The sequence below is a fragment of the Novosphingobium endophyticum genome (assembly GCF_014640675.1).
Lineage (GTDB): Bacteria > Pseudomonadota > Alphaproteobacteria > Sphingomonadales > Sphingomonadaceae > Novosphingobium > Novosphingobium endophyticum.
Genome location: NZ_BMHK01000042.1, coordinates 1 through 21,687, shown reverse-complemented (window position 1 = coordinate 21,687; position 21,687 = coordinate 1). Strand labels below are relative to the sequence as shown.

The following is a 21,687-nucleotide window of genomic DNA, read 5'->3' as shown; positions in this document are numbered from 1 at the left end:
CAGTAGCAAGCCCTAAACTATGCCGAGCCAATTACCGGTAATACATTGGCGCACCGAGGAATCCTAAACCCACTCGGCATAGTCCGCCGCTCGGCATAAGTTCCCCGCTCGCACAATCTCAAGTTCCTGCGCTCGCTGGCCGAGGGCAAGGAGTCACGCCTCGTCGAATGCTGGCCGCGTGCGACGAAGCTCGACCGGCGCCGCTTCGAGCTTGCCAAGCGGGCCTATGTCGAAGCCCGGTATTCGGCGAGCTACGAGATCGGCGGCGACGATCTCGCAGCCATCACGAACGCGGTTCGATCGCTTCGCGACACGGTTGAGGCGGTGTCGCGCGAATGGCTCGATGCCCTGTGCCAGAAGGCCGAGCTATAGCGCATCGAGGAAGGCGAGCAGCCGGTCTCCAGGCTCGTAGCGCCCGCCCTTCTGTCCGTTGAACGGCTTGCCCCTCGCCAGCGCCGCCTCCTTCAGCGCGAGGTGAGCGTGCAGGTAAACCTGGGTCGTCTTGATGGACTCGTGGCCAAGCCAGAGCGCGATGACCGAGCAGTCGACACCGGCCTGGAGAAGTTCCATCGCCGCGGTATGGCGAAGGACATGCGGCGTGACGCGCTCGCGGCGGAGCGATGGACATCGGATCCTCGCGGTGTCGACGTGGCGGGCGAGTAGCCGCTGGACGGCATCGCCGCTCAGATCGCCGCCGTGGATGTTCGGAAACAGCTTCGTTGAACCGCGCTGCCCTGCCTCCTCGAGCCAGGCCCGGAGCAAACGACACGTCTGCCTGGTAAGCGGGGTGGAGCGCTCCTTGCGGCCCTTGCCGAGACATCGGACATGCGCGCCGGTACCCAGGACGACGGCATCGCGTTCGAGCTGGACGATCTCGGACAGTCGCAGGCCTGTCTGCGCGGCGAGGTGCAGCAGCATGTAGTCTCGCCGGCCGATCCAGGTGCTCCGGTCGGGTGCGGCGAGGATCGCATCGATCTCACTTCGGGTCAGGAAATGCACCTCGCGCTTGTCGTAGAGCTTGCCCGGGATCGCGAGCACGCGCTGGATCTGTCCGGCATGGGCGGGCTTCTCGAGCGCGACGAAGCGGAAGAAGGCACGAATGGCGGTAAGGCGCAGGTTGCGCGTCTTGATCCCGACCGCGCGGCTCGCCTCGAGATCGTCGAGAAAGGCACCGACGAACGGAGCGTCGAGATCGGCCAGATCGAGCCGGGAGGACGGCTTGCCCAACTTCGCCTGCGCGAATCCGAACAGCAGTCGGAACGTATCGCGGTAGGATGCGACGGTGTGCGGGCTGGCGTTGCGCTGCTGCATGAGACGCTGGGTGAAGAAGCGCTCGATGAGCGCGGGCAGGGTCGCGGCGGCGGTCATGACATCGCCTCCCAGCGCGCCTCGAGCTTGCCGACCACTTGTTCCATGGACGAGAGGTACCAATACGTATCGCGGACCTTGCTATGGCCGAGATAGGTGGAAAGCGTCGGCAGCATGCGCTCGACATTTTCACCTGCACGGTACCAGCGCACGATGGTGTTGACCGCGAAGCTATGGCGAAGATCGTGGAGACGCGGCCCCCGGCTATGCAGCTCGGGGTCGCGCAGCCCGAGCTTCCGCAGCACCCCGATGAAAATGCGTTCGGGGTACTGGGGGCGCAGTTGCTGGCCGTATCGCAGGACGAAGAACCAGGGGCTATTGCGACAGACAGGACTGTCGTCACGTCGCGCGGCGTAGTCGGCGAGCGCCTCGGCGGTGGTCGGATGGAGCGGGACGAGCCGGTCCTTGCCGCCCTTGGCGCGGCGCAGCGTCAGAACGCCGGCCTCGAGATCGACGTCGGCGCGTTCGAGACCGATCGCCTCGCCCAGGCGCATGCCCGTGGCCGCGAGCAGGCCGAACAGGCAATGATAGGTCTGTCGGTTGATGCCCTCGGCCAAGCCCCAGCGGAGTGTCGCTTCGAGCAGCTGCTCGATCTCCGCCTCGGTGTAAATATAGGGCCGCGTTCGCCTTGGTGATGGAAATATCCCGGCGGGTGGCGTCTCCGTGCCCGGCTCGATGCTGGAGAGTTGCCGGGCGAACCCGCGCACCATCGACAGGCGGCTGGGCCAGGACGAGGGCTGAGCTTGGGTGACCCAGTCCATGGCGAGCTTGCGCGTGATGACCGTGGCCTCTGCGGCGTCCATGAACGCGACGAAATCGCCGAGGCAACGTTCCTCGCCAATGTAGCGATAGCCGAACCCGCGCCGCATGAGCACGTAGCGAGACAGCGCCTGACGCAGCGGGCTCATTGCCCGCCTCCCAGCCAGGGCAGGCCGAGGGGGCGCAAGCTGTCGAGATCCACCTTGGCATAGATCCGGGTCGTGTCATGCTGTTCGTGACGCAGGAGTTGGCTGATCTCGGTCAGCGTCGCGCCCGATCGCAGCAGGCCTGTCGCCAGACTATGCCGGAAGGCGTGCGAACCGCGACGAGCAAGGCCGGTGACACCGGCGCGGCGGATCGCCGAACGTGCGACAGTTTGGACGCCGCCTGCTCCCTTGAATCCGGTGTATGGCGCGACGGCGAGGAGGAATAGCCGTCGGCTGTTCGACTGAGGGCGCCCCTGCTGCAGGTAACTGGTGATCGCCGCGCCAACATCGGGCGGTAGCGGCATGGTCGCGGTCTTGCGTCCCTTGCCGCGGACAGTGAACTCGCCCGCGCGCCAGTCGAAATCATCAAGGCTGAGCCGCGCCACCTCGCACGCCCGCAACCCTAACCGGGCAAGCAGCATCAGGATCGCGTAGTCTCTTCGCCCGGTCGCCGTGCTCCGGTCACAGCCACTGAGGACGCGCTCGACCTCCTCGACCGGCATGAAGCTCGGCAGGCGCTCGTTGCCGGTACGCCGGATCGAAGGGATAGCCCCCGTCAGGTCGTCGGCGATGAAACCTTCGCAGTGCAGATACCGCAGGAACACCCGCAGGCGGGAGCACATGATCCTTGCGGTCGTCGCGCCGCCGTCGCCGGCATGCCGCTCTGCGTAGCGGCTCACATCGCGCGCAGACAGGCTCGCAGCATCCGCGTTGGTGGCGATCCTCAACTCCTGCAGGAACGGGCGAAGGAACCAGACTATCGACACCGGCGCCAAGCCTCGCGCGCGTTCCATGTACAGGCTGTAGGCCTGGAGAAGATCCTCGCGCGGATCACGCGGCGATGCCGGTCGCGGCGCGATGACGTTCGCCTCGCGCAGGACCGAAAACAGGCGTGAGAGGGCCAGAGCGTCCCCCTGGTATCGCGGTCGATGCCGCGCCCGCTCGGCAAGATACCGGGTGACGAGCGCTTCCTTGATATCGGTGAGGCCGGAGCCGGTGGCGGCAAGCCAGACACCGAAATCCCGAGCGAGGCTCAAATACCGGTGGCCGATCTCCCGGCTGTAGCCACGCCGCTGAAGCCACTCGATGTAAAGATGGATGTGTTCGCCGAACGGGCCTTGCTTCAGGCCCCTCACGACCCGGCTTGTGTTCAAATAATCGTCGGTGATCATCGTCGTTCCTCCGCGCACGGGACGTGCGTGGGGAACAGGAAACTATGCCGAGCCGATTATCTGCAACGCTTTGGAATGCCGAAAGATCGTCCGCCAACCCGGCATAGTCCGCCGCTCGGCATAAACGCCATGCCGCGCGCGGCATAATGGGGTGTAGAATAGCCTATCCTGTAGAACGACCTATTTGCGGTTTCGGGAACGCTGAACTTCGACCCTATCTGCAAGCGCCACGCGATCTCCCTGCTTACCAACCCACTCCCAAATGTCATCGACTGACATACGGACAGGCTTCCCGATCGCCCCCCCCCCCGACGAACTCTCGTCCGAATAGAATTCAAGACCATCGGCCGAAACGTGCATTTTGAACACCGAACCATCCGAAGCGCGGAGACGCAGGCAAACCTCGCTGACCGAGTATTTGACCAGATCGAATTCGCGCCCTTTGATGATCATATGATCAATACACGCGCGCCTTGGGCTTGATGTACTCCACATCGTCCGTCAGCGTATACTCATGCACCGGGCGGTAGTCGATGCGGACTTCGCCGCCCTTGCCGCCCCAGCCGTCGAACCACGCGGCGGTGTGCTTCATCCAGTTCGCGTCGTCGCGGTTGGGGAAGTCCTCGTGCGCGTGGGCGCCGCGCGATTCCTTGCGGTTCTGCGCGCCGTGCAGGGTGACAGTGGCCTGCGAGATCAGGTTGTCCAGCTCCATCGTCTCGACGAGGTCGGAGTTCCAGATCAGGCCTTTGTCCGAAACGTGGATGTCTTTCATGCGCTTGTAGGTCGCGGCCAGCTTCGCCTTGCCTTCGACCATGAGTTCGTCGGTGCGGAACACGGCGGCGTGCTGCGACATGGTGCGCTGCATCTCGACGCGGACCTCGGCCGTGGGCGAGCCGCCCTTGGCGTAGCGGAAGTGGTCGAGGCGGGTGAGCGCAAGGTCCGCCGAATCCTTGGGCAGTTCGGGCTGCTTGGCGCCCGGCTCGAGCAGTTCCTTGAGGCGGTGGCCGGTGGCGCGGCCGAAGACCACGAGGTCGATCAGCGAGTTCGAGCCCAGGCGGTTGGCGCCGTGAACCGAGACGCAGGCCGCCTCGCCCACCGCGAAGAGGCCGGGAACCACGGTTTCCGGGTTGCCGTCGGCACCGATGGTAACGACTTCGCCGTGATAGTTCGTGGGGATGCCGCCCATGTTGTAGTGAACGGTCGGAACCACAGGCAGCGGCTGGCGGGTAAGGTCCACGCCCGCGAAAATCTTGCCGCTCTCGGTGATGCCCGGCAGACGCTCGGCCAGCACCTTGGGGTCGATGTGATCGAGGTGCAGGTAGATGTGGTCCTTGTCAGGGCCGACACCGCGTCCTTCGCGGATTTCCATCGCCATCGAGCGCGAAACCACGTCGCGCGAGGCGAGATCCTTCGCGGACGGCGCATAGCGCTCCATGAAGCGTTCGCCTTCGGAGTTCGTCAGGTAGCCGCCCTCGCCGCGCGCGCCCTCGGTGATGAGCACGCCCGCGCCGTAGATGCCGGTCGGGTGGAACTGCACGAATTCCATGTCCTGCATCGGCAGGCCGGCGCGCAGCACCATGCCGCCGCCGTCGCCCGTGCAGGTGTGCGCCGAAGTCGCGGTGAAGTAGCAGCGGCCATAGCCGCCGGTCGCCAGCACCACGGCCTGCGAGCGGAAGCGGTGGATCGAGCCGTCATCGAGGCACAGCGCGATCACGCCGACGCACTTGCCGCCCTCCATGATGAGATCGATCGCGAAGTATTCGATGTAGAAATCGGCGGCGTACTTGAGGCTCTGCTGATAGAGCGCGTGCAGCATGGCGTGGCCGGTACGGTCGGCCGCGGCGCAAGTGCGCTGCACCGGCGGGCCTTCGCCCATGTTCTGCATGTGACCGCCGAAGGGGCGCTGGTAGATCGTGCCGTCCTGGTTGCGGCTGAAGGGCACGCCGGCGTGCTCCAGCTCGTAGACTGCCTGCGGCGCCTCGCGCACCATGTATTCGATGGCGTCCTGATCGCCCAGCCAGTCCGACCCCTTGACGGTGTCGTACATGTGCCACGTCCAGTGGTCGGGCGTGTTGTTGCACAGCGAAGCGGCGATGCCGCCCTGCGCCGCGACAGTATGCGAGCGGGTGGGGAAGACCTTGGTGATGCACGCGGTCTTCAGTCCTGCCTCGGCCGCGCCCATCGTGGCGCGCAGGCCCGAGCCGCCGGCGCCGACGACGACGGTATCGTAGGTATGGTCGATGATCTTGTAAGCGGGGGCGGACATCAGGCGGTGGCTCCCAGCGCGAGGCGGATGACGCAGAAGACGCCGAAGGCGGCGCCGGCGAAGGCGGCGAGGTTCAGGGCGGCGATGCACGCGAACTTGTTGGCATGCTCATGGACGTAGTCCTCGATCATGACCTGCATGCCGAGCCGTGCGTGCCAGAAGGTGCTGACGACCAGCAGCGCCATCGCGACCGCCGGGACCGGCGTCGCAAGCCACTCGCTGACCGTGGGATAGGACAGGTCCGGCAGCAGCTGGATCGAGACGGCAAGCCACAGCACCAGCAGCAGGTTGCCGATCGCGGTAAAGCGCTGCAGCAGCCAGTGATGCGTGCCGCTCTTGGCCGAGCCGAGGCCGCGCACGCGGCCGATGGAAGTTCCGTTACCCATTGTTTCCGTCCCTCAGCGAAGCAGCAGGAGCGCCCAGAAGGCGGCGGTGAGAAGCACGCCCAGAACCTGGGTAAGGATCGACCAGGTCTTGTTGGCCTTCAGTTCGTAACCGGCGCCGATATCGAGCACGAAGTGCCTGAGGCCGCTCATCATGTGGGTGAAGAAAGCCCATGAAATGCCGACCAGCACGATGTAGCCGAGCGGCGTCGTCATCGCCCAGGCAAAGGTCTCGTAGGCGGCCGGACCGCTCGCGAGCGCGCCGAGCCACCACAGCAGGACGCCCAGACCGGCAAGGGCCAGTCCGTTGCCGGTTACGCGGTGCATGATCGAAACGAACATGTGCGGGCCCCAGCGCCAGATCTGAAGATGCGGCGACAGCGGTCGGTTTCTGGTGCCGGCGTTGGCCATGGCTTTGCGAATCCCCTTGCCTCTGGCAGCCCCTGGCGCTGCCCTCGTGCCAGTCCCCTTAGACAAATCGTTGCCGCGTGCAAGTTCCGCTTATGGTTCACCGACTGGCCTACCGGTCAGGCGCGGCCTAAAGCGGCGGGCATGAGTCGTGTGATCAAGAGCTCCGTCGTGGCGATGTTCCTCGCCGCAACCCTTTCGACCGCGGCGCTGGCCCGTCCGGCATCTCCCGAATGGACTGGCGAAAGGCTTGCCGGGGCCTGTGCGGGGCGCGAGGGGTGGTCCGATCCCGCTCCTCCCGCGCACATCTACGGCACGACATGGTACGTGGGCACCTGCGGCATCGCGGCGATCCTCGTCACGTCGCAGGAGGGGCATGTGCTGATAGACGGCGGCCCCGCCGACGCCGCGCCGCTGATCCTGGCCAACATCCGCAAGCTGGGCTTCGATCCCGCCGACGTGCGCTGGATCCTGACCAGCCACGAACACTTCGACCACATTGGCGGCGTGGCGCAGCTGCAGCGGAAAACCGGCGCGCGGGTCGCCGCCCTGGCAGCGGCAAAACGGGTGCTGGAGACTGGCAAGCCTTCCACCGACGATCCGCAGGCGGCGCGACTCGACGGTTCTTCGCCCGTCCCGGTCGCGCGCGTATTGGCGGACGGCGATTCGGTCACGCTCGGCCCGCTGGCGATCACCGTGCACGAGACGCCGGCCCACTCCCCCGGCTCGGCCAGCTGGACCTGGCAGGCCTGCGACGAGAAGTTCGCCTGCCGCATGATCGCCTATGCCGACAGTGCGACGACGATTTCCGCCGACGGCTATCGTTTCACCGACCATCCCGACCGGGTGGCGCGGGTGCATACCGGCCATGCGCGCATCGCGGTCCTGCCCTGCGACGTGCTCGTGACGCCCCACCCTTCGGCCAGCGAATTCTTCGCGAGGCTGTCGGGCAAGGGGGCGCTGGTGGATGCGGGCGCCTGCAGGTCCTATGCCCGCAGCGCGGAGGAAAAGTTCGCGGCGCGCCTTGCCGGCGAAGCGGGGAGCACCGGCGAATGAGCTGGAAGATCACCGCCCTCGCCCCGCGCGCCGTCATCGAGCAGGCGCTTCTCGCGCACGAGGAGGCCTTCGACTGGGACCCGGGGATCGTCCTGTCCGGCAGCGAGATCGCCGAAGACCGGCCCGACGACTGGCAACTGGAAGCATGGCTCGAGCGCAAGCCCGGCAAGCGCGAGAAGGCCGCGCTTGCCGCGCTCTTTTCCGGGGAACCTCCCGGGCTTGTCGTCGAGAAACTGCCCGAGACCGACTGGCTCGTCGCGAGCCAACAGGATCTCCAGCCGATTCGCGCCGGGCGCTTTCACGTTCACACGCCGGAGCATCCCGTGCTTAACGAACCGGGGGTCGCCGAGTTCACGATTCCGGCCAGCCAGGCCTTCGGCACCGGTCAGCACGCGACGACCGCCGGATGCCTGGCGATGCTCACGCATATGCGGGGGCAAGGCATACTCGTGCGCAACTGCGCGGACATCGGCACCGGCACCGGCCTGCTGGCCTTCGCCGCGCTTACGCTCTGGCCGCGGGCGCTGGCCACCGCGAGTGACATCGACCCGGTATGCGTCGGCGTGGTCGAGGCGAACGCAGCCGCCAACGGCATCGCCATGGGGCCGCGCGGCGGACAGCTCGTGATGACGGTGGCGGACGGAATGGACCATCCGCTACTCGCCGCGCGCGCGCCCTATGACCTCGTCATCGCGAACATCCTTGCCGGCCCGCTGATCGATCTCGCGCCGGACTTCGCCCGGTCGCTGGTGCCGGGCGGGCACCTGTTGCTGGCGGGTCTGCTGGAAAGCCAGGAATCCGCCGTCCGTGCCGCCTGCCGCAGGGCCGGCCTGCGGCTCGGCGCGCGCCTCGTCAATGGCGACTGGTCGATTCTCTGGCTGCGCAAGCGGCGCTGACCCCGCCGTTCAGGCGCCGGAAACCGGGTAGATTTCGATGCCCCGAAAGCCCTGGCTCCGCGCCAGCAGCGCCGTCTGCATCTCCCGGTCGATCAGCCTGTCGAATGCGAAGCCGATTCGGTCGCTGACGACCCAGCGCACGGTTCCGGTCACCGCGACCCGTCCATCCACATGGAACGCGAAACGCTCGCCCTTGGCCGGCATTTCGCGCTCGACCACGAACTGGCACCCTTCGGCCGACACGTGGCGCGCGCCGACCGAAGCATATGCGGATTGCTCGCACGGCATTGCGAAAACGCATCCCTCCAATTCGTGAAACTCTCTCAAAGCGCCAGCGCTCATTAACGATTGCCGCGTCCCTGCAAAAGTATCTCGTGATTTTCCTTACTACTTTTACACAGCTTTATCAAACACCTATAGGAAAATCCGTAATTTGAAATTTACTATTCCGGGTCACCGGTCGTTAACGGAATCAGGCAAGAATCCATAAGCACGGGGGGTTGGTACGAACTCGAAAGGCCAACCATGCTACAAACTGATCGCAACCGTCCGCGGACGGTCACCGGTCCATTGGGTGAAGCTCTCGACAGGGATAACCTGCCGTCACCGAATACATCGCGATGGGTCGCGCGGCGCAAGGCGGAAGTGGTCGCGGCGGTCGACGGCGGCCTGCTGACGATTGCCGAAGCGTGCGAACGCTACGATCTCAGCCTGGAAGAACTCGCTTCCTGGCAGCGCGCAATCGAACGCGAAGGCCTGGCCGGGCTGCGCGCCACGCGCGTCCAGCACTACCGGCAGATGCACGAACGGCAGGCCCGCCAGTCCTGACAGGCCGGCCAAGCCCGACCGGGTCGCCGGCGGAAAGGCCGATGGGCGGAAATCGAAGAAGAGCCGGAAATCCCTGCTTTTACCAAGGGCGTCAGCCCGCGGCCCTGACGATTTCCGCCCATTGCGCCTCGTCGATCACCTCGATCCCCAGGTCGGCGGCCTTTTTCAGCTTCGAACCCGCGCCGGGGCCGGCGACCACGAGGTCGGTCTTCGGCGAGACCGTTCCGGCGGCCCTGGCGCCCAGGCGCTCGGCCTGGGCCTTGGCCTCGTCGCGGCTCATCGTTTCCAGCTTGCCGGTGAAGACCACCGTCTTGCCGGCGACCGCGCTATCCCTGGTCTCGACCACATAAGGCGGCGGAGAGACCAGCGAGAGCAGGTCGTCCCAGACCCGGCGATTATGGTCCTCGTGGAAGAAATCACCCAGCGCCTCGACCACGGCGGGGCCGATGCCGTCGATGGAGAGCAGTTCGTAAAAGGTATCCTCTTTCTCGTCCGCGTTATTGCTATTCATCTTCTCCGCCTCGTGGCGGAGCGCATCCATCGTAACAAAGCGCTTCAACAAGTTTCGCGCAGTAACTTGGCCGACATGGCGGATACCGAGGCCGAAGAGCAGCCGCGCGGCATCGGGCTCGCGCTTGTTATCCACCGCCGTCAACAGGTTTTCCACAGACTTGTCCTTCCAGCCCTCGAGCGCGAGGATCTCGTCCTTGCGCTCGCGCAGGCGGAAGATGTCGGCGGGGCTTTCGAGCCAGCCTTTCGCGAAGAACTCGTCGATGGTCTTCTCGCCCAGCCCCTCGATGTCGAGGGCCGCGCGGCTGACGAAGTGCTTGAGACGCTCGGTGCGCTGGGCCGGGCAGATCAGCCCGCCGGTGCAGCGCACATCGACCTCGCCTTCCTCCGCGACCGCTTCGGAGCCGCATTCGGGGCAATGATCGGGGAACGCGTAGGGCTCGCGCTCCACCTCGCGGGTGAGGTTTTCGACGACCTGCGGGATCACGTCCCCTGCCCGCTGCACCACTACCCTGTCGCCCGGACGGACGCCCAGCCGCGCGATCTCGTCGCGGTTGTGCAGCGTGACATTGGTGACGGTGACGCCGCCCACCAGCACCGGCCTGAGCCGTCCGACCGGCGTAAGCTTGCCGGTGCGGCCGACCTGGATGTCGATCGATTCGAGCACAGTTTCGGCGCGCTCGGCGGGGAACTTGTGCGCCAGCGCCCAGCGCGGCGCCTTGGCGACGAAGCCGAGCCGCTGCTGCCAGTCGAGCCGGTCGACCTTGTAGACCACGCCGTCTATCTCGAAGGGCAGGTCCGCGCGCCCGTCGCGGATCGCGGCATAGGCGGCGAGCATGTCCTCCAGCGACTGACACTGCCGGAATTGCGGCGAAACCGGCAGGCCCCATGCCTCGATCCGGCGCACGACCTCATGCTGGGTTTCGCCCGGAACGTGGCTGGCCGCGCCCCAGCCGTGTGCCCAGAAGCGCAGCGGGCGCTTCGCGGTGACTCCCGGATCCTTCTGGCGCAGCGAACCGGCGGCGGCGTTGCGCGGGTTGGCGAACTGGCGGACCTTGCTTTCGTCCAGCACTTCGTCCTTTTCCCCGGCGGCCTTGCGCGCGTCCTCCATCAACGCCGCGTTGAGCGCGAGGAACGCGGCCTTCTCCATGTAGACCTCGCCGCGCACTTCGAAGACCTCGGGCACGTCGTCGCCCTCAAGCTCCTGCACGATGTCGGCGATGTGGGCGACATTGGCCGTGACGTCCTCCCCCACCTGTCCATCGCCGCGCGTGGCGGCGCGCACCAGCTTGCTATGCTCGTAGCGCAGCGAGCAGGAGAGGCCGTCGATCTTGTCCTCGGCGGTCACCAGCACCGGCTCGTCCGGCCCGAGCGCCAGGAACCGGTGCACACGCGCGACGAACTCGGCGACTTCCTCGTCGGAAAAGGCATTGTCGAGGCTCATCATGCGAACCTCGTGGCGAACCTTCGACAGCGGCGAGGCGGCTATCGCATGACCCACCTTGCGGCTCGGGCTGTCCTCGCGGATGAGATGCGGGAACGCCGCCTCCAGCTCGGCATTGCGCCGCACCAGCGCGTCGTACTCGGCGTCGGATATCTCCGGCGAGTCCTCTGCATGATAGAGCTTGTCATGACGCGCGATCTGCCTTGCGAGCCGCATCAGTTCGTTGGCGGCTTCGGCTTCACCGATTTGCGTTAGGTTGGTCATCGACTTCGAATAGGCCAACGGTTTTACGCTGTGAACGCAATTGTTTGGTTTACGACGACCAGAACCAAGGCGCTGCGCCAAAGAGCAATACGCTATTCAGAATCGCGATCGCCACGCGCCTGAGGCTACCGCGGTCGCCAAAATACTCTAAAAACTGGACATAGTTCCAACCGCTGACGGTCAAACCCGTAACACACCAAGAGAGAACGAAGAGACTGGCCAATTCGAACGGCGGTCCGATGAGACCAAAAAACACACCAAGGAGTAACGCAATAGCGAAAAACAGTATAAAGACGACTACAGCGCACCACCCTGCTAACAGCAGTGGCATTGCCAACGTCTCGCCGAGCGCCAACAGCGCTGACTTGGACGGCCCCCTGTTCACACCCCCTCCAGCAACCGGTCCGCCTGCGCCCGCGCCTCGTCGGTGACTTCGGCACCCGAAAGCATCCGCGCGATCTCTTCCTTGCGCGCGGCATCGTCGAGCAACATCACCGACGTGCGCGTAATGACGCCTTGGCTCGACTTGGCGATCATGTAGTGCCGGCCTCCCCGCGCGGCGACTTGCGGAGAGTGGGTCACCGCCAGCAGTTGCCCGCGCCCGGCCAGCCGCGCGAGGCGTTCGCCGATGGCGCTGGCGACCGCGCCGCCAACGCCCCGGTCGATCTCGTCGAAGATCACCGCAGCCGCGCCGCCTTCCTCGGCCAGTGCGACTTTCAGTGCGAGGATGAAGCGCGAAAGCTCGCCGCCCGAGGCGATCTTGGCGAGGGGAGCGAAGTCGGCGCCGGGGTTGGTGGAGATGAGGAATTCGACCGAATCGAGGCCATGCGCGCCCCAGCGCTCCTCGGGAAGGCGCACGACATTGGTGCGGAATTTCGCGGCATCGAGCTTGAGCGGCGCCAGCTCGGAAGCGACCGCCCTGTCGAGCCGGTGGGCGGCGGCCTTGCGCAGCTCGTGCAGCGCCTCGGCGCGCTCGCGATAGGCCCCGGCGGCGTTGGCGGCGGCCTTTTCCAGCGCGGCGACATGCTCCTCACCGCCCTCGATGGCGTCGAGCGTCTGGCGCAGTTCCACCGCCCTCGCCGGCAGGTCGTCCACCGCGCAGCCGTGCTTGCGGGCGGCGGCGCGCAGATCGAACAGGCGGGTTTCGATGCGGTCGAGTTCGGCGGGATCGAAAGACAGGGCCTCGGCCGCGCGTTCGAGCTTCTCCTCCGCCTCACCCGCCTCGATCACCGCCCGGTCGAGCGCGGCGAGCGCCTCGGCGAGCAGTTCGTGCTCCCCGGCGATCCGGTCCAGCCGCCGCGCCGCGCCGCGCAAGGCCGCCAGTGCCGAATCGGAGCCGGACCACAGGTGCTGGAGCGCGGCCAGATCATCGGCCAGCTTCTCGCCCTTCTGCATGGCCGCGCGGGCGAGCGCGAGTTCCTCCTCCTCGCCCTCCACCGGCGCCAGCACGCCAAGTTCGGCGAGGTGCGCCGTCAGCAAATCCTGATCCTCGGCGGCCTTCGCCACGCGCTCGCGCGCGGCGTCGAGCTGTGCCTGCGCCGCGCGCCACGCACGCCAGGCGGCCTCGACACCGGCCACATCGCCGCCCGCGAAACGGTCCAGCAGCGCGCGGTGGCCGCGCGGATTGACGAGGCCGCGATCATCGTGCTGTCCGTGGATCTCGACCAGCGCCGGGGCGATCTCACGCAGCAGCGCGACGCTTACCGGCTGGTCGTTGAGGAAAGCCTTCGATCCGCCATCGGCCTTGAGCTGGCGCTTGAGGATCAACGGCTCGCCGGGCTCGACCTCGATTTCCGCGTCGTCCAGCACGGCGCGAATCGGCTCGGGCAGGAGGCCGAAATCGAAGCAGGCGGTGACACCGGCCTTGCCTTCGCCCGCACGGACGAGGCCGCTGTCCGCGCGGCTGCCGAGCACCAGCCCCAGCGCGTCGAGCAGAATCGACTTGCCCGCGCCGGTCTCACCCGTCAGCACGCCGAGCCCGCCGGCGAATTCAAGGTCCAGCGCCTCGATCAGAACGATGTTGCGGATGGAGAGCCGGGTCAGCATGTTCGCGAGGCGTTCTAGCGAACTCTGATCCGCGCGTCACCTGCGGCCAAGCGTTCCCGACCACAATTTTCGGTGCAAAGACCCGTCAGGCGGAAACGTTCTGCGGCGCGTGCCTGGCCATCAGCTTGTAGGCGCGCGCATACCACTCGCTACCCGGGTAGTTGGTCTCGAGCACGGCGGCGGCCTTCTGCGCTTCGCCGGGAATGCCCAGCGCAAGATAGCCTTCAACGAGGCGGAACAGCGCTTCGGGCGCGTGGCTGGTGGTCTGGAAGTTGTCGACCACGTTGCGGAAGCGCAGCGTCGCCGCGAGCCATTTGCCGCGGCGCTCGTAGGCGCGGCCGATGGTCATTTCCTTGCCGGCGAGGTGATCGTTGACGAGGTCCAGCTTGAGCTTGGCGTCCGAGGCATAGGGCGTCGTCGGATAGCGCCTGACAATATCGGTCAGCGCCTGCTTGGCCTGCAGCGTCGTGCTCTGGTCGCGCGTGACATCGCTGATCTGCTCGTAATAGCTGATGGCGATAAGGTAATAGGCGTAGGGCGCATCCTTGTTGCCGGGGTGGATCGACAGGAAGCGCTGGGCCGACTGGATCGCCTTGTTGTAATCGCGCGCGGCGTAATAGCTGAACGCGCTCATCAACTGGGCGCGGCGCGCCCAGGGCGAATAGGGATGCTGGCGCTCCACCTCGTCGAAGAGGGCGGCTGCCTGCCTCGTCCGCCCGGCGTCGAGCCGTTCCTTGGCCGCCGCGTAGAGCGTATCGACATCGCGCGCGACGTAAGCAGTATCCTTTTTTGCGCCCCCGCTGCCGGCACAGCCGGCGGTAAGGACAATCGCGCCGGAGGCGGCGGCAAGCAGAGCGGTCTTCAGACGCGAGCGTTCGAACATGGCCGGGTCTATAGCCAGCGCGTTGCTGAACGCCAAGTGAAGTTACGCGAGTTTGCGCAATGGCGTTACGGCGATGTCCCCAATCGGTGATTGCACCCTGTCGGGCGATGGCCCAGCCTGTGCAGGCGTCAAAAACAGGTATCCGATACACGCGATCGAGAGGAAAGCCATGGCCGAGCAAGGCACGCAGACCCACAGGAGCTATTGCAAGATCTGCACAACCCAGTGCGGTACGATCGTGGAAACCGAGGGCGAGCGGGTGGTGAAGGTGCGCGGCGACAAGGCGCATCCGCTGACGAAGGGCTACACCTGTCCCAAGGGTCGTGCGGCCGGCCAGAACCATCATCACCCCGACGCTATCGTGCGCCCGCACATGCGCCGGAACGGATCGCTGGTCGCGGCATCGTGGGACGAAGTGCTGGACGATGCCGCCGCGCGACTGAAGGCGGTCATCGACGAGCACGGCCCGCGCGCGGTGGGCGTATTCTTCGGCAGCGGACTCGGCATGGATTCCTCCGGCTACCGTATGGCCGAGAAGTTTCACGCCGGCCTCGGTCACCCGCCAAAGTTCTCTCCGATCACGATCGACGGGACCGCCAAGATTCTCGTCGCCAGCCTCGTCGGCAGCTTTCCCGGGCTCAATGCCAAGGCCGATTACGAGAATGTCGACATGCTGCTGTTCGTCGGCAGCAACCCGATGGTCAGCCACGGACACAACACAGGGCTGTACCAGCCCGCCGAGAAGATCCGCGCCATCGCCGCGCGCGGGCAGGTCTGGACCATCGACCCGCTCTTCACCGAGACCGCGAAATTCTCCAGCCGCCACATCGCCCCGCTGCCGGGCAAGGATTACGCGATCCTCGCCTGGCTCGCGCGCGAGATCATCGAGGGCGGCCCGCTCGCGCCGGCCCAGCCCGTGCGCGGCCTCGAAGCGCTGCGTTCCGCCCTCGCCCCCTTCACGCGCGACCGTGCCGCCCGGATTGCCGGGGTCGCCGAAGCCGATCTCGACGATCTGCTCGCCGCGATCCGCGCGGCCGGAAAGGTCGTGGTCGAGACGGGGACCGGCGTGACGATGGCCGATAGCGCCAATGTCACGCACTGGCTGTCGTGGGTGCTGATGATCCTGACCGGGGCGATGAACCGCAAGGGCGGCGCCTGGTTCCACCCGGGCTTCCTGACCTGCTTCGACACGTTTCCCCTGCCGGTCATGGACAACCCGTTCACGCCGGGGCCGCCGACGATGCCGCATGTCTCGGGAATCATCGGCGACTGGCCCTGCGCGGCGCTGGCCGGCGAGATCGAGGCGGGCAACATCCGCGCGGTGGTCAATTTCGGCGGCAGCCTGATTCGCTCGTTCCCGGACGCGAACCTGCTCGCTCCGGCGCTGGAAAAGCTCGACGCCCTGATCACTCTGGAAATCACCGCAAACGAGACGACCGCGCTTTCCAGCCACGTCTTGCCGACCAAGGACCAGCTCGAACGGCCGGAAGTGTCGCTGTGGGACACGCTCGGCTTCAAGGTCGCCATGCAGCACTCGCCCGCCGTCGTCGCGCCGATGGGCGAGAGGCGTTCGGGCTGGTGGGTCGTCTCGCAGCTGATGCGGCGGCTCGATCTCGACATTCCCGAGCACACGCCGCAGGATGACCGTGAGCCCGGCGCCGACGAGGCGATGCTGGCCGCCCACTTCGGCCCCGGCGCCCGCGGGACTTTCGAGGAAACGGCGGAAACCGGGTATCTCGAAAAGCCGCTGGAGTTCCCCGCGCCGTGGATCGAAAGGCACGTCGAGAACATCGGCGGATGGCAGCTCGCCCCCGATTCGCTGCTGGCCTTCCTGGCCGAAGTCCTCGCGGCCGACGAAGCACGCCTCGCCCAGTCGCGGCAGTTGGTCTTCATCTCGCGCCGCCAGCGCCGCAAGCTCAATGCCTCGCTCGATTTTCTCGGCGCGCCCGCGGATCTCATCATCAATCCGGTGGATGCCGAGGCTTTCGGACTGAGCCACGGCGAACCGGTCCGCGTCAGCACCGATCGCGGCGCGATAACCCTCATCGCCAATCTCACCGATTCGATCCGGCCCGGCGTCGCCTCGATCCCGCACGGGCATGGCAGCGCCAACGTCAACCTGCTGACCGATGCGAGCAAGGTCGACGCCATGACCGGCATGGTCCGCTATACCGGCATCCCGATCGCGGTCGAGCCGGCCGGCGCATGACGGGATTATCCCCCGATTGCCCATGCGAAAGGTGACAAATACGCTTTGCCTGCCATAGTGCGCGAACATGGCCGGCAGCAGCGAACTATATTCCCCCTTCCTTTCCGACGCCCTCGTCATCCTCGGTGCAGCGGGCATCGTCATTCCGGTCTTCTCGCGCTACCGGATCACGCCCGTCATCGGCTTCATCCTGGTCGGCCTGCTTGTCGGACCTTTCGGCCTGGGCCGGCACGTATTCGACCACCCGTGGCTGTCCTACATAACGATCACCGATCCCGAAGGATTGGGGGTCTTCGCCGAGTTCGGCATCATCCTGCTGCTGTTCTCGATCGGACTGGAACTCTCCTTCGGCCGCCTCTGGGAAATGCGGCGGATGGTGTTCGGGCTCGGATCGCTGGAACTGATCGTCATCGGCGGATCGCTGACCTTCATCCTCACCGCGATCGGACAGGGCTTTACCGGGGCGCTGGCCCTCGGACTCGCGCTCGCCCTGTCCTCGACCGCGCTGGTGCTCAAGATCACCAAGACGACGACCCCGGTCGGGCGTGCCGCGCTCTCGATGCTGCTGTTCGAGGACATCGCTCTCGTCCCGATCATTTTCCTGCTTGGCGCGCTCGCCCCGCATGCCGATGCGGACAGTATGGGCAACCTGCTCAACACCTTGATCTGGGGAACGGTGGTGGTCGTCGGCCTTCTGGTCATCGGACGCTACGTTCTGCCGCCGCTCTTCGCGCTGGCGGCCCGGACCAAGAGCCCGGAAGTATTCCTCGCCGCGAGCCTGCTCGTCGTCATCCTCGCCTCGCTGGCGACGGCGGCGACCGGGCTCTCGCCTATCGTCGGCGCGCTCGTCGCCGGCCTGCTGATCGCCGAAACCGAATACCATTCGGAAGTCGAGCAGATCACCGAGCCGTTCAAGGGCCTGGCGCTGGGCGTGTTCCTGATCACCATCGGTATGAGCATAGACATCGGCGTAGTCTGGGAGAACCTCGGCTCCATCCTCATCGCGACCGTGGGAGTGATCGTGCTCAAGGCGGTGGTCACCGGCCTGCTCCTGCGCATGATGGGCGCGCGGCGCGGGACCGCGACCGAGACCGGAATCCTGATGGCCAGCCCTTCCGAGACGACGCTGATCGTCCTCACCGCCGCGAGCTCGGCGCAGCTCATCCAGCCCGGCACCGCGATGTTCTGGCAGATCGTTACCGCCATCGGCCTCACCGTCACGCCGCTGCTGTCACCGTTCGGCCGGATGATGGCCCGCCGCGTCGACGGCGCCGAAGCGTCGCACCAGCCAGTCGAGCATACCGACGAGCCTCACACGATCATCGTCGGCTTCGGCCGCGTCGGGCGGCTCGTCGCCGACATGCTCGCAACGCACGGCAAGCCCTATCGGGCGATCGACAGCGACACCGACCTTGTCAGCGAGGGGCGGCGGCGCGGTTACAAGGTCATCTTCGGCAATGCCGGACGCGGCGATGCGCTCCACCGCCTCGGCGCCGAGGAAGCGGCCGCGATCATCATCACCATGGACGAGCCGGTCACCGCGCAGCGCATCGTGCGCAAGCTGCGCACGCAGTTTCCGGACCTGCCGATCCTCGCGCGCGCCCGCGACGCCGACCACGCCGCGCAGCTCTACCGCGCCGGCGCCACCCACGCCGTGCCCGAGACGCTGGAAAGCTCGCTGCAGCTTTCCGAGGCCGTGCTGATCGAAACCGGCGCGGCCATGGGCCCGGTCATCGCCTCGATCCACGAAAAGCGCGACGAATTCCGCGAACGCATCATGAAGCAGGGCGGGCTCAAGCAGAAGCCGGCGCTGAGATCCGGCACCCTTCAGGACCGCGCCAAGGCCTGATCGGAGGGGGCCGGGACCCGGCCGGCTCACCCCGCCAGCACCGCCTTCACCGCCGCGATGGCCTCTGCGCCCTTCGAGCCGTCGGGGCCGCCGCCCTGGGCCATGTCGGGGCGGCCGCCGCCGCCCTTGCCGCCGAGCGCCTCGACGCCCTTGCGGACGAGATCGACGGCGCTGATGCTTCCCGTGAGGTCATCGGTTACGGCGGCGGCGATCGAGGCCTTGCCGTCGTTGACCGCGACAATCGCGGCAACGCCCGAGCCGAGCCGCTGCTTGGCCTGATCGAGCAGGCCGCGCAGTTCTTTGGGGTCGAGCCCTTCGAGAACCTGGCCGGAGAACTTTACGCCGTTCACCTCCTCGTCGGCCGGACCGTCCGCGGCGGCACCGCCGCCGCCAAGCGCCAGCGCCTTCTTCGTTTCGGCGAGTTCGCGTTCGAGCTTCCTGCGCTCGTCCAGCAGCGCGGCGACGCGGGATTCGACATCCTCCGGCGTGGTACGCAACAGGCCGGCGGCACCTTTCAGCGCGTCCTCGCGGGCCACCAGCCACTGGCGCGCGCCTTCGCCGGTCAGCGCCTCGATGCGGCGGACGCCCGAGGAGACGGCGCTTTCGGACACGATGCGGAACACGCCGATGTCGCCGGTCGCGCGGACGTGGGTGCCGCCGCACAGTTCGACGGAGTAAGTGCGGTCGCCGGCGGTGCGGCCCATCGAAAGCACACGCACCTCATCGCCGTACTTCTCGCCGAACAGCGCCATGGCACCGGCCTCGATCGCGTCCTCCGGCGTCATCAGCCGTGTCATGGCCGGCTCGTTGGCGCGCACTTCGGCGTTCACTTCGGCCTCGATCGCGGCGATGTCGTCCTCGGAGAGCGCCTTGGGATGCGAGAAGTCGAAGCGCAGGCGGTCGGCGGCGACCAGCGAGCCCTTCTGCGTGACATGGTCGCCAAGCCGGTTGCGCAGGGCCGCATGCAGCAGGTGCGTGGCCGAGTGGTTGGCGCGAATCGCATCGCGGCGCTCCACGTCGACCGTAAGGTTGACGGTGTCGCCCACCTTGATTGTGCCCGCCTCGACCTTGCCGGCCATCGTGTGCAGGCGGCCAAGCGGCTTGGCCGTGTCCGCCACCGCGATGGCAAGGCCGCCGGGGCCGGTAATCGTGCCGGCATCGCCGACCTGACCGCCGGATTCGCCGTAAAACGGGGTCTGGTTGGTGAGGACGATGACTTCGTCGCCCGCCGAAGCGCTCGCGACTTCCTTGCCGTCCCTGACCAGCGCCACGACGCGGCCTTCGCCCGAGGTGGAGGTATAGCCGGTGAACTCGGTGGCGCCTTCGCGTTCGGCGATGTCGAACCAGACTTCGTTGTCGGCGGCCTGGCCCGAGCCCTTCCAGGCGGCGCGGGCGGCGGCCTTCTGCCGGGCCATGGCGGCATCGAAGCCCTCCTTGTCGACCGCGATCCCGCGCGGACGCAGGGCGTCCTCGGTGAGGTCATAGGGAAAGCCGTAGGTGTCGTAGAGCTTGAAGGCGGTCTCGCCCGGCAGGCTGGCGCCCTCGCCCATGTCGGCGGTCGATTCGTCGAGCAGCTTGAGGCCGTTCGCGAGCGTGCGGCGGAACTGTACTTCCTCGCGCTCCAGCGTCTCCTCGATCAGCGGCTGCGCGCGGCCGAGTTCGGGATAGGCCTGACCCATCTCCGCCACCAGCGCGGGCACGAGCCGGTGCATCAGCGGGTCTTTCGCGCCGAGCAGGTGCGCGTGGCGCATGGCGCGGCGCATGATGCGGCGCAGGACATAGCCGCGCCCCTCGTTGGAAGGCAGCACGCCATCGGCCAGCAGGAACCCGGTCGAGCGCAGGTGGTCGGCGATGACGCGATGGCTGGCCTGATGCTCGCCCCCGGCATCGACCCCGGTGAGATGTTCGGAAGCGGCGATCAGCGCCTTGAAGGTGTCGATGTCGTAGTTATCATGGACGCCCTGCATGACCGCCGAAATGCGCTCCAGCCCCATGCCGGTGTCGATCGAGGGCCGGGGCAGATCACCGACGATCTCGCCGGCGGCCTGCTCGAACTGCATGAAGACGAGGTTCCAGATCTCGATGAAGCGGTCGCCGTCCTCTTCCGGCGATCCCGGAGGGCCGCCCCAGATATGCTCGCCGTGGTCATAGAAGATTTCCGAGCACGGACCGCACGGGCCATCGTCGCCCATCGCCCAGAAGTTGTCCTTGGTGGGGATGCGGATGATCTTGTGATCGGGCAGGCCCGCGATCTTCTTCCACAGATCGAAAGCCTCATCGTCGGTGTGATAGACGGTGACCAGCAGCTTTTCGACCGGGAGGTCCCATTCCTTCGTCAGCAGGGTCCAGGCGTGGGTGATCGCCTGTTCCTTGAAGTAATCGCCGAAGGAGAAATTCCCCAGCATCTCGAAAAAGGTATGATGCCGCGCGGTATAGCCGACATTATCGAGATCGTTGTGCTTGCCGCCGGCGCGCACGCATTTCTGCGAGGATGTGGCGCGCGGCACGGCGCGGGTTTCCAGCCCGGTAAAGACGTTCTTGAACGGCACCATGCCGGCATTCACGAACATCAGCGTCGGATCGTTGTAAGGAACGAGCGGCGCGGAAGGCACCACCTCATGGCCCTGCGAGCCGAAATAGTCGAGGAAGGACCGGCGGATTTCGTTGGTCGTCTGCATGTTCGCGCCGATAAGCCACCCGCGCGCGGGCGGCAAGCGCGAAGGCGCGGTCAGACTGTTCGGGTATTGCGATGAATGGCTGGCGCGGTACTGACGCAAGTCCGCCCCCCCCGCGGCGTCATCAAATATTATAATGGGCAAATTTAGAAAGTCTGGCCCTATGGCGTCTGCCCGTCTCGTCTTGTAAATGCCAAGGCCAATGATCGCCGTCGACAGTGTCGAGGCATTTTCTCTGGACAATGCGTAATTGATCTAGGCTTATTTTGGATATTTATTCTTGATATGTCGCGAAATTTCATCCTGTATTTTGGTATAAACAACGACGATGCGTGATCGTGTCTACTAATTGGGTGTCGCCATGAAGATCATCGTGCCCGTGAAGCGGGTGATTGACTACAACGTGAAGCCTCGGGTGAAGTCCGACGGCAGCGGCGTTGACTTGTCGAACGTGAAGATGAGCAT

16 protein-coding genes and 1 pseudogene are annotated in these 21,687 nt (G+C 66.2%); 6 read left to right on the top strand and 11 right to left on the bottom strand.

Annotation, left to right across the window (positions count from 1 at the left end):
* Positions 1 to 366 precede the first annotated feature (366 nt).
* From IEX32_RS18330 to sdhC, 6 genes are all read right to left on the bottom strand, one after another.
* Entirely contained in the window at positions 367 to 1,368 is a 1,002-nt protein-coding gene (locus tag IEX32_RS18330) for a tyrosine-type recombinase/integrase (protein ID WP_188772989.1), read from the bottom strand.
* Entirely contained in the window at positions 1,365 to 2,276 is a 912-nt protein-coding gene (locus tag IEX32_RS18325) for a tyrosine-type recombinase/integrase (RefSeq protein WP_188772988.1), read from the bottom strand. The genes IEX32_RS18330 and IEX32_RS18325 overlap by 4 nt, the downstream gene beginning before the upstream one ends.
* On the bottom strand, positions 2,273 to 3,505 hold the full coding sequence (locus IEX32_RS18320) for a site-specific integrase (protein WP_188772987.1): 1,233 nt from the start codon (positions 3,503 to 3,505) through the stop codon (positions 2,273 to 2,275). Before IEX32_RS18320 ends, IEX32_RS18325 begins: the two co-directional genes overlap by 4 nt.
* A 457-nt stretch (positions 3,506 to 3,962) precedes the next feature.
* Positions 3,963 to 5,771 (bottom strand): succinate dehydrogenase flavoprotein subunit, encoded by a 1,809-nt coding sequence (gene sdhA, locus IEX32_RS18315; RefSeq protein ID WP_188772986.1) that lies wholly within the window; start codon positions 5,769 to 5,771, stop codon positions 3,963 to 3,965.
* On the bottom strand, positions 5,771 to 6,157 hold the full coding sequence (gene sdhD / locus IEX32_RS18310; RefSeq protein WP_188772985.1) for a succinate dehydrogenase, hydrophobic membrane anchor protein: 387 nt from the start codon (positions 6,155 to 6,157) through the stop codon (positions 5,771 to 5,773). The genes sdhA and sdhD overlap by 1 nt, the downstream gene beginning before the upstream one ends.
* Positions 6,158 to 6,169: 12 nt before the next feature.
* Positions 6,170 to 6,565 carry a succinate dehydrogenase, cytochrome b556 subunit gene (gene sdhC, locus IEX32_RS18305; RefSeq protein ID WP_188772984.1) on the bottom strand — a complete coding sequence of 132 codons (396 nt, stop codon included), beginning with the start codon at positions 6,563 to 6,565 and terminating at the stop codon, positions 6,170 to 6,172.
* A gap of 141 nt (positions 6,566 to 6,706) precedes the next feature.
* On the opposite strand from sdhC, the gene bla reads away from it, so the two are divergent.
* Together bla and IEX32_RS18295 are read left to right on the top strand one after the other, a co-directional pair.
* Complete coding sequence (bla, locus tag IEX32_RS18300; protein WP_188772983.1) at positions 6,707 to 7,618, top strand: subclass B3 metallo-beta-lactamase; 912 nt, start codon at positions 6,707 to 6,709, stop codon at positions 7,616 to 7,618.
* The gene (locus tag IEX32_RS18295) at positions 7,615 to 8,514 is read left to right on the top strand and encodes a 50S ribosomal protein L11 methyltransferase (RefSeq protein ID WP_188772982.1); all 900 of its coding nucleotides are present in this window, start codon (positions 7,615 to 7,617) and stop codon (positions 8,512 to 8,514) included. The genes bla and IEX32_RS18295 overlap by 4 nt, the downstream gene beginning before the upstream one ends.
* Before the next feature lie 9 nt (positions 8,515 to 8,523).
* Here IEX32_RS18295 and IEX32_RS18290 read toward each other — a convergent pair whose 3' ends face one another.
* Entirely contained in the window at positions 8,524 to 8,802 is a 279-nt protein-coding gene (locus tag IEX32_RS18290; RefSeq protein ID WP_188772981.1) for a PilZ domain-containing protein, read from the bottom strand.
* Positions 8,803 to 9,039: 237 nt separating this feature from the next.
* On the opposite strand from IEX32_RS18290, the gene sciP reads away from it, so the two are divergent.
* On the top strand, positions 9,040 to 9,342 hold the full coding sequence (gene sciP / locus IEX32_RS18285) for a CtrA inhibitor SciP (protein WP_188772980.1): 303 nt from the start codon (positions 9,040 to 9,042) through the stop codon (positions 9,340 to 9,342).
* Positions 9,343 to 9,433: 91 nt separating this feature from the next.
* Here the strand turns inward: sciP and ligA are convergent, their stop codons facing one another.
* The 3 genes from ligA to IEX32_RS18270 all read right to left on the bottom strand — a co-directional run bounded on the left by ligA (position 9,434) and on the right by IEX32_RS18270 (position 14,489).
* Positions 9,434 to 11,560, bottom strand: a complete 2,127-nt coding sequence (ligA, locus tag IEX32_RS18280; RefSeq protein WP_188772979.1) for an NAD-dependent DNA ligase LigA — start codon at positions 11,558 to 11,560, stop codon at positions 9,434 to 9,436.
* A gap of 381 nt (positions 11,561 to 11,941) precedes the next feature.
* On the bottom strand, positions 11,942 to 13,606 hold the full coding sequence (recN, locus tag IEX32_RS18275; protein WP_188772978.1) for a DNA repair protein RecN: 1,665 nt from the start codon (positions 13,604 to 13,606) through the stop codon (positions 11,942 to 11,944).
* A gap of 85 nt (positions 13,607 to 13,691) precedes the next feature.
* Positions 13,692 to 14,489, bottom strand: coding sequence for an outer membrane protein assembly factor BamD (locus tag IEX32_RS18270; protein ID WP_188772991.1), 798 nt, complete (start codon positions 14,487 to 14,489; stop codon positions 13,692 to 13,694).
* A 169-nt stretch (positions 14,490 to 14,658) separates the two neighbouring features.
* Between IEX32_RS18270 and IEX32_RS18265 the strand changes: the two genes are divergently transcribed.
* Together IEX32_RS18265 and IEX32_RS18260 are read left to right on the top strand one after the other, a co-directional pair.
* Positions 14,659 to 16,698, top strand: coding sequence for a molybdopterin-containing oxidoreductase family protein (locus IEX32_RS18265; protein ID WP_188772977.1), 2,040 nt, complete (start codon positions 14,659 to 14,661; stop codon positions 16,696 to 16,698).
* Positions 16,699 to 16,765: 67 nt separating this feature from the next.
* Entirely contained in the window at positions 16,766 to 18,547 is a 1,782-nt protein-coding gene (locus IEX32_RS18260; RefSeq protein ID WP_188772976.1) for a cation:proton antiporter domain-containing protein, read from the top strand.
* 26 nt (positions 18,548 to 18,573) lie between these two features.
* On the opposite strand, the gene alaS is transcribed toward IEX32_RS18260, so the two are convergent.
* The gene (alaS, locus tag IEX32_RS18255; protein WP_188772990.1) at positions 18,574 to 21,225 is read right to left on the bottom strand and encodes an alanine--tRNA ligase; all 2,652 of its coding nucleotides are present in this window, start codon (positions 21,223 to 21,225) and stop codon (positions 18,574 to 18,576) included.
* Between the two features lie 358 nt (positions 21,226 to 21,583).
* Here alaS and IEX32_RS18250 point away from each other — a divergent pair.
* Positions 21,584 to 21,687 (top strand): annotated as a pseudogene (locus IEX32_RS18250) (electron transfer flavoprotein subunit beta/FixA family protein); the annotation flags it as partial.